Raw genomic sequence first — 7,971 nt, forward strand, 5'->3', positions numbered from 1 at the left:
CTAAATAAATTATCATTATGATTATATTTATATTTTTTTAGCTTTTACCCATTTAATCATTCTACTTGTTTTAAGATTTTTTATTTCTTATAATACTGTTTATCAGCTGTTTAAACCCTTCATATTGCCAATTATTCTAAATTTTAAACATACGATGAACAATAAAATTTACTTTAATGTTGTATCTTAGCAACATAAAATGTAATTAGTCTAAATAACTCACCCTATGAGCAAAGACAATCAAATATTGGAAGAATTTACCTCGAAAGAATACGAGCATGGCTGGTCAGTAAATCTTGAAGCCGATGAAGCTCCTGCCGGACTCGATGAGGACATTATACGTTGGATTTCTGCTAAAAAAGAGGAGCCTGAATGGCTTCTTGAATGGCGTCTAAAAGCTTTTAAAACATGGCAGGCCATGAAAGAGCCAGAGTGGGCAAATGTAACCTATCCCAAAATTGATCTTCAATCTTTGAAATATTATTCTGCCCCAAAACAGAAAAATAAACCGAAAAACCTTGATGAGGTAGATCCTGAATTGCTTCAGATATATGAAAGATTGGGTATTTCTTTAAATGAGCAAAAGAAATTACAGGGTATTGCAGTAGATGCTGTACTGGACTCAGTGTCTGTTGGTACTACATTCAAAGAGTCTTTATCGAAATTAGGAATCATCTTCTGCTCTTTCAGCGAAGCTGTAAAGGAACATCCTGATTTGGTCAAAAAATATTTAGGTTCGGTAGTTCCAATTACTGATAACTATTATGCTGCGCTGAATTCTGCTGTTTTTTCCGATGGCTCTTTTTGTTACATACCCAAAGGAGTGAGATGTCCGATGGAGCTTTCTACCTATTTCAGAATTAATGCTGCCAATACAGGTCAATTTGAAAGGACCTTAATAGTGGCTGAGGAATCTTCATATGTATCTTACCTAGAAGGTTGTACAGCTCCCCAAAGAGACGAAAACCAGTTGCACGCTGCAGTAGTGGAAATCTATGCAGATACAAATGCAGAGGTTAAATATTCTACTGTTCAGAATTGGTTTCCTGGGGACAAAGACGGTAAAGGTGGTATTTACAATTTTGTAACAAAAAGGGGGATTTGTGCAGGAGATTATTCTAAAATTTCTTGGACTCAAGTGGAAACAGGTTCTGCTGTAACCTGGAAATACCCTTCCTGTATTTTGAAAGGAGATCATTCTATTGGTGAATTTTATTCTGTAGCCGTAACCAACAATTACCAACAAGCTGATACAGGCACAAAAATGATCCACATTGGAAAGAACACCAAATCCAGGATTGTTTCCAAAGGTATCTCAGCCGGCCATTCCCAAAATTCTTACAGAGGGCAGGTACAGGTGATGAAAAGAGCAGTCAATGCCAGGAATTTTTCCCAATGTGACTCCTTATTAATGGGGGATAGATGTGGTGCACATACTTTCCCTTACATAGATATTCAGAATTCTTCTGCCAAAGTGGAACATGAAGCCACTACTTCAAAAATCGGTGAAGATCAGATTTTCTATTGTAATCAAAGGGGAATCGCAACAGAAGATGCCGTTGCACTAATTGTCAATGGTTATGCCAAAGAAGTATTGAATCAATTGCCAATGGAATTTGCAGTAGAAGCCCAAAAACTTCTGGCATTGACCTTGGAGGGCTCAGTTGGCTGATCATTCAGCATTGCATTCACAAATTCATTTGATTGAAAAAATCAAAGGGAAATTGCTATTAACACTATTCATGTACCCAAATTGAAATTCTACAAAGATGTTAACTATAAAAAATCTACACGCTTCAATCGAAGGCAATGAAATCCTAAGAGGGATAAATCTTGAAATCAAACCAGGGGAAATCCATGCCATTATGGGCCCCAATGGCTCGGGAAAATCTACCTTAGCCTCAGTTTTAGCAGGCAGAGAAGAATATGAAGTAACGGACGGAGAAGTGATTTTTCAAGGAAAAGATCTATTGGAAATGGCTCCTGAAGAAAGGGCAAGAGAAGGTGTATTTCTTGCTTTTCAATATCCCGTGGAAATCCCAGGTGTTAGTACGACCAACTTCCTGAGGACCGCAGTCAACCAAGTGAGGGAACACAGAGGTTTAGAAGCTCTGGATGCAGTCAAATTCCTTTCTGTTATGAAGGAGAAGATGAAATTGGTGGAGATAGATCAAAAACTGATGAGCCGTTCCCTAAATGAGGGTTTCTCAGGTGGGGAGAAAAAAAGAAATGAGATTTTTCAGATGGCAATGTTAGAGCCAAAACTTTCCATTTTGGATGAGACAGATTCTGGACTTGATATTGATGCCTTGAAAATCGTTTCGAACGGAGTCAACAAATTAAAGACATCTGAAACCGCGACTATAGTGGTAACACATTATCAGCGATTGTTGGATTACATTGTTCCTGATTTTGTACACGTATTGTACAAAGGCCAAATTGTCAAATCCGGATCAAAAGAATTGGCTTTAGAACTAGAAGAAAAGGGCTACGATTGGATCAAAGAAGAGGTTGAATCTGCCTCGGTCTAAATCTTATTAACCTTTTAAAGCTATTTCATCCCATGACAACATTGATAAATAATAAAATTGCAGATCAGATTCTGGCAAAGCACGGTACTCTTGAAAATTTCCGGGAATTAAGGGATAAAGGAGTTGATATAATCCAAACAGAAGGATTACCTGTGCTGAAAGAAGAGGAGTACAAGTTCACTGCCATCACCAAAAAACTTGAACAATCGATCAAAAACTTTGGACCAGCTAGACCTGTTGGTTTAAACAAAGAATTGCTGAACAAGCACTTATTTGAAGGGTTTGATGGAGATCTGATTGTATTTGACAATGGTAATTTCAGTCAGGAATTATCCAAATTATCCGGTCAGGATTATTCTTTAGTAAGTCTGGATCAAGCACAATCTGAGAACTTTGGCAAAATAGCCAAGATGGAAAAAGATCCTTTTACAGCATTGAATTCAGCTACATTTGGAAATGGAGTGTCCATACATGTAGGTAAGAACAAACAAATCTCAAAACCAATCTTTATCCTCTTTTTCAATAAAGCCAATGATGGTGAAGTTATTTCCACAAGAGTATTCATTCAAGTAGAAGATAATTCTGAGGTGACTTTCCTGGAAAACACTGTTTCCTTAGATGATGCTCCCTATTTTGCCAATGCTGTAACGGAAATCAAAGTTGCACAGAACGCTCATGTACATTACAGCAGACTACAAGACGAAAGCAGAAAAGCCATTGTAGTGAACAACTTTGAGACTGATATTCACAGGGATGCAACATTTACATCTTCTCTGGTATCTTTATCTGGAGATATGGTGAGAAACAACCTGAGTCTAAACTTATTGGATTCCGGTTGTGAAGGGAATATGTATGGGCTTTACTTATTGAATGGAAAGACACATGTCGACAATCATACCAACGTAGATCATACAAAACCCCATTCTGAATCCAATGAATTGTATAAGGGTATCCTTGCAGATCATTCCAGAGGAGTCTTCAATGGGAAGATTTTTGTTAGACAGGATGCACAAAAAACGAATGCTTTCCAACAGAATAATAATATTTTATTGTCAGAGGATGCTACTGTAAATACCAAACCTCAGCTCGAAATTTGGGCTGATGATGTAAAGTGTTCACACGGATGTACAACTGGGCAATTGGATGAGGAGGCATTATTCTACCTACAGGCGAGAGGATTAGGCAAAGAACAGGCCAGAGCGCTTTTACTTTATGCCTTTGCAGGAGAGGTTTTGGAAAAAATTTCGAATGAACAATTCAGAAATTTTGTCACAGAGAAAGTTGAGGAAAGATTAGGAGGGAGCTATTGAATGATCACATGTCTTTAAATGTAGATAAAATCAGGGATCAATTTCCTGTATTACACCAAGAGGTGAATGGTAGGCCATTGGTTTATTTTGACAACGCTGCCACAACCCAAAAACCACAATCAGTAATTGACGCTATAAGTGGTTACTATAAGCTTGATAATTCCAATATTCACAGGGGGGCACACACCTTAGCTGACAGGGCAACAAGGTATTTTGAAGATACCAGAGCCGCTGTTAAGGAATTTATCAATGCCAGGGAAGACAGTGAAATCATCTTTACCAAAGGAACTACGGAGAGCATTAATCTTGTGGCCAGTACATACGGCAGGAAATTCCTTACTAAAGGAGATGAAGTACTTATTTCTGCAATGGAGCACCATTCAAATATTGTTCCCTGGCAAATGCTCTGTGAAGAAAAAGAAGCTGTTTTGAAAATAATTCCAGTAAATGATCAGGGAGAAATCATTTATGATGAATTCGAAAAATTGCTTTCTGAAAAAACAAAAATACTTTCTGTAATACATGTTTCAAATGCGCTTGGAACTATAAACCCAGTGCGGGAAATGATCCAAGCAGCTAAGAAATGGGGGGCAAAAGTTTTTTTAGATGGAGCACAATCAACCAGTCACCTTACTATTGATGTACAGGAGCTTGACTGTGACTTTCTGGCTTTTTCTGCACATAAGCTTTATGGGCCAACAGGCTTGGGAATTCTTTACGGTAAAAGAGAGGTATTGGAATCCATGCCGCCTTACCAGGGCGGAGGAGAAATGATTAAGGAAGTCAGCTTTGAAAAAACCACATACAATGACATCCCTTTCAAGTTTGAGGCCGGAACACCCAACATTGCAGATGTAATTGCCTTTAAAACCGCACTGGATTTCATCAGAGAAATTGGAAAAAGTAATATTAAAAATCATGAGGATGAGTTGCTGAGATATGCTTCTTCCTCCTGGAGCGAGATCAAAGGGTTCATTCCGGTAGGAATCGCAAAGGATAAGATAAGTGTGATATCCTTCAATATCAGGGAAATGCATCCCTTTGATGTAGGGGTAATGCTTGATGCCACAGGGATTGCTGTAAGGACAGGACATCACTGTACACAGCCATTGATGCAAAGATTTGGTTTAGAGGGAACAGTAAGGGCCTCTTTTTCTGTTTATAATACCAAATCAGAAATCGATCAAATGACTGAGGCTGTTTCCAAAATTGCAAAAATCAAAAATAAATGAGCAGCGTAAACGATATACAAAACGAAATTATTGAAGAATTCAATATTCTGGGTGACGATAAAGAATCCACCATTTTTTATATCATGGAATTGGGTGGAAAGCTTCCCGACTTCCCGGAAAATGAAAGGATCGACAGCAATATCATAAAGGGCTGTCAGTCCAAGGTTTGGCTTACAGCAAAGGATGATAATGACCAAATTGAATTTCTTGCAGACTCAAATACAGATATCACCAAAGGTTTGATCAGTTTACTCATTCGGGTCTTGTCGGGGAAAAAACCCAAAGAAATTTTAGATGCAGACCTGTTTTTTATTGATAAAATCGGAATGGGAAACATTATCGGTTCGCAAAGATCCAATGGACTTGCTGCCATGATTAAGCAAATGAAATTATACGCGCTTGCGTATCAAACCAAACAAAATGCCTGATTACCATGACAGAAACTGCCAATAACAATCTAGCTGAAATACCTTCTGAGGAATTAAAAGAAAAAGTGGTCAATGCCATCAAACAGGTTTATGATCCAGAAATTCCAGTGGATGTATATGAATTGGGACTTATTTATGAAATCAGTGTTTATCCGGTCAATAATGTATATGTGTTAATGACCCTTACCTCACCAAACTGTCCATCTGCAGAATTTATTCCTTCTGAAATCAAGGATAAAATTCAACAGATACAAGGCGTTAACCATGTTGAAATGGAATTGACCTTTGATCCTCCTTATTCTCAAGATATGATGTCTGAGGCGGCTAAACTAGAATTAGGCTTTCTTTAATTGTATCAATATTTAAATCACAACCAATATGTATCCAGAGAATTTAATTGCACCCATGCGTTCTGAACTTACCGATGTGGGTTTTCAAGAATTCAGAACTGCAGAAGAAGTAGAAAATCATATCAAAGATTTTAAAGGTACGACTTTAGTTGTTATCAACTCCGTATGTGGCTGTGCTGCAGGTGCAGCCAGACCTGGTGTAAGGTACGCGCTGGAGAATAGCAGCGTAAAACCTGATGTTTTGGCTACCGTTTTCGCGGGAAATGATGTTGAGGCAGTTGCCAAAATACGTCAGTTACACCTACCCTACCCTCCATCATCACCAGCTATGGGCTTGTTTAAAGATGGAGAGTTGGTACACTTCATTGAGCGACATCATATTGAAGGCAGGAATGCCAAAATGATAGGAGATCATTTGGTCGAAGTATTCGATCACTTCTGTAAATAAAAATAAGCCCTTTCGGGCTTTTTTTCTGCTAAAAAAATATAGTATTTTCTAAACAGGAAATCAGAATATAATTTTGCATATTACTGAAAATTATTTCAGTATATTGGCAAAAAGTAAAATCGTTGCCACACTCAATTACATTAATGTCTTTTTAGAGGCAGAAAATACCGTGATAACAAAACATCGAAATTCCGCAGTTGGTATAAATAATCATGTAAAAAATACACGATTTTCCTAACTTAAGGGCTTTGTAATAAGTTAAAAGATTAATTAAACAATAAACTGATAAATAAATATAAACTTATGTCCGAAATCGCTAAGTTATCCTATGGAGGAAAAGATTTTGAACTCCCTATTATTGAAGGTTCCGAAAATGAAAAAGCAATTGACATTGCCAAACTAAGGGCTCAAACTGGTTTGATCACTATTGATCCAGGTTTCAAAAATACGGGATCCACAACCAGTTCTATCACATTTCTAGATGGAGAAAAGGGTATCCTTCGGTATAGAGGATATAGGATCGAAGATTTGGCAGAAAAATCTTCATTTTTAGAGGTGGCTTATCTTCTAATTTACGGTGCACTTCCAACTCAAAAAGAATACGAAAAATTTACAAGGGATATAACTACCCATACATTAGTGCATGAGGATATCAAAAAAATACTTGATGGATTCCCTTCCAACTCCCATCCTATGGGCGTTTTATCTTCATTGATTTGTTCCCTATCTGCTTTTTATCCCGAATCCCTTGATCCAAACAGGAATGAGGAAGCAGTGAATTTGAGTATCATTAGGCTTCTGGCGAAAATGCCAACTTTTGCTGCTTGGGCATATAAAAACGAGGTAGGACATCCGGTTAATTACCCGGACAACAGCCTGGATTATTGTTCGAATTTTTTGAAAATGATGTTTGCTTTGCCGGCCGAGAAATATGATGTTGATCCAGTAGTTTCAAAAGCCATGGATCAATTGCTCATTTTACATGCAGATCACGAACAAAACTGCTCTACATCAACAGTACGGATTGTAGGATCTTCTCAAGCCAGTATTTATGCTTCCGTTTCGGCCGGTATCAATGCCCTTTGGGGGCCACTCCATGGTGGTGCGAACCAAGCAGTTATAGAAATGTTGGAGGCAATTAAGGCTGATGGCGGCGATACCAAAAAATTCCTAAACAAGGCCAAGGACAAAGATGATTCTTTTAGATTGATGGGATTTGGTCATAGGGTTTATAAAAACTTTGATCCTAGAGCTAAAATCATCAAAAAAGCTGCAGATGACGTTTTGACAAAACTGGGTGTAAATGATCCGGTTTTGGATATAGCCAAAGAATTGGAACATGCAGCCCTGAATGACCAATATTTTGTTGATAGAAAACTTTATCCAAACGTTGATTTCTACTCAGGCATTATTTACAGGGCTTTAGGAATCCCAACTGACATGTTTACCGTGCTTTTTGCTATGGGCAGACTTCCAGGTTGGATCGCTCAATGGAAGGAAATGAGACATAACGGAGAACCTATTGGTAGACCAAGGCAGATTTATACCGGAGAAACCGAAAGAGATTATGTCTCTATGAATAAAAGATAAAACTTCGCTTACAAATAGAAAGCTCCCATACTGAAAATTGTACTGGGAGCTTTTTTATGTATAAAAAAATTTTCCGAAACTA

8 protein-coding genes are annotated in these 7,971 nt (G+C 37.8%); all 8 read left to right on the forward strand.

Annotated features, from left to right (window positions below; translation table 11 throughout):
- Window positions 1-226 precede the first annotated feature (226 nt).
- The 8 genes from sufB to QZT73_RS04885 all read left to right on the forward strand — a co-directional run bounded on the left by sufB (window position 227) and on the right by QZT73_RS04885 (window position 7,889).
- Window positions 227-1,672, forward strand: a complete 1,446-nt coding sequence (gene sufB / locus QZT73_RS04850) for a Fe-S cluster assembly protein SufB (RefSeq protein WP_291786900.1) — start codon at window positions 227-229, stop codon at window positions 1,670-1,672.
- 97 nt (window positions 1,673-1,769) lie between these two features.
- On the forward strand, window positions 1,770-2,531 hold the full coding sequence (gene sufC / locus QZT73_RS04855; protein WP_291786903.1) for a Fe-S cluster assembly ATPase SufC: 762 nt from the start codon (window positions 1,770-1,772) through the stop codon (window positions 2,529-2,531).
- A gap of 32 nt (window positions 2,532-2,563) precedes the next feature.
- Window positions 2,564-3,841 (forward strand): Fe-S cluster assembly protein SufD, encoded by a 1,278-nt coding sequence (gene sufD, locus QZT73_RS04860; protein WP_291786905.1) that lies wholly within the window; start codon window positions 2,564-2,566, stop codon window positions 3,839-3,841.
- Window positions 3,842-3,849: 8 nt separating this feature from the next.
- Entirely contained in the window at window positions 3,850-5,073 is a 1,224-nt protein-coding gene (locus tag QZT73_RS04865) for a cysteine desulfurase (RefSeq protein WP_291778673.1), read from the forward strand.
- Complete coding sequence (locus QZT73_RS04870) at window positions 5,070-5,501, forward strand: SufE family protein (RefSeq protein ID WP_291778670.1); 432 nt, start codon at window positions 5,070-5,072, stop codon at window positions 5,499-5,501. Before QZT73_RS04865 ends, QZT73_RS04870 begins: the two co-directional genes overlap by 4 nt.
- Window positions 5,502-5,506: 5 nt before the next feature.
- On the forward strand, window positions 5,507-5,851 hold the full coding sequence (locus QZT73_RS04875; protein WP_291778667.1) for a DUF59 domain-containing protein: 345 nt from the start codon (window positions 5,507-5,509) through the stop codon (window positions 5,849-5,851).
- A 28-nt stretch (window positions 5,852-5,879) separates the two neighbouring features.
- A complete protein-coding gene (locus QZT73_RS04880; protein WP_291778664.1) occupies window positions 5,880-6,299 on the forward strand; it encodes a BrxA/BrxB family bacilliredoxin in 420 nt (139 codons plus the stop codon).
- A gap of 303 nt (window positions 6,300-6,602) precedes the next feature.
- Window positions 6,603-7,889, forward strand: coding sequence for a citrate synthase (locus QZT73_RS04885; protein ID WP_291778660.1), 1,287 nt, complete (start codon window positions 6,603-6,605; stop codon window positions 7,887-7,889).
- Window positions 7,890-7,971: the final 82 nt, after the last annotated feature.

Origin of the sequence: Cecembia sp., assembly GCF_007126775.1 — a bacterium.
Taxonomy (GTDB): Bacteria; Bacteroidota; Bacteroidia; order Cytophagales; family Cyclobacteriaceae; genus Cecembia.

Excerpts from the sequence above, each read along its gene's own strand:
- sufB (WP_291786900.1), top strand. The coding sequence starts at position 227 with ATGAGCAAAGACAATCAAATATTGGAAGAATTTACCTCGAAAGAATAC.
- sufC (WP_291786903.1), top strand. The coding sequence starts at position 1,770 with ATGTTAACTATAAAAAATCTACACGCTTCAATCGAAGGCAATGAAATC.
- sufD (WP_291786905.1), top strand. The coding sequence starts at position 2,564 with ATGACAACATTGATAAATAATAAAATTGCAGATCAGATTCTGGCAAAG.
- QZT73_RS04865 (WP_291778673.1), top strand. The coding sequence starts at position 3,850 with ATGTCTTTAAATGTAGATAAAATCAGGGATCAATTTCCTGTATTACAC.
- QZT73_RS04870 (WP_291778670.1), top strand. The coding sequence starts at position 5,070 with ATGAGCAGCGTAAACGATATACAAAACGAAATTATTGAAGAATTCAAT.
- QZT73_RS04875 (WP_291778667.1), top strand. The coding sequence starts at position 5,507 with ATGACAGAAACTGCCAATAACAATCTAGCTGAAATACCTTCTGAGGAA.
- QZT73_RS04880 (WP_291778664.1), top strand. The coding sequence starts at position 5,880 with ATGTATCCAGAGAATTTAATTGCACCCATGCGTTCTGAACTTACCGAT.
- QZT73_RS04885 (WP_291778660.1), top strand. The coding sequence starts at position 6,603 with ATGTCCGAAATCGCTAAGTTATCCTATGGAGGAAAAGATTTTGAACTC.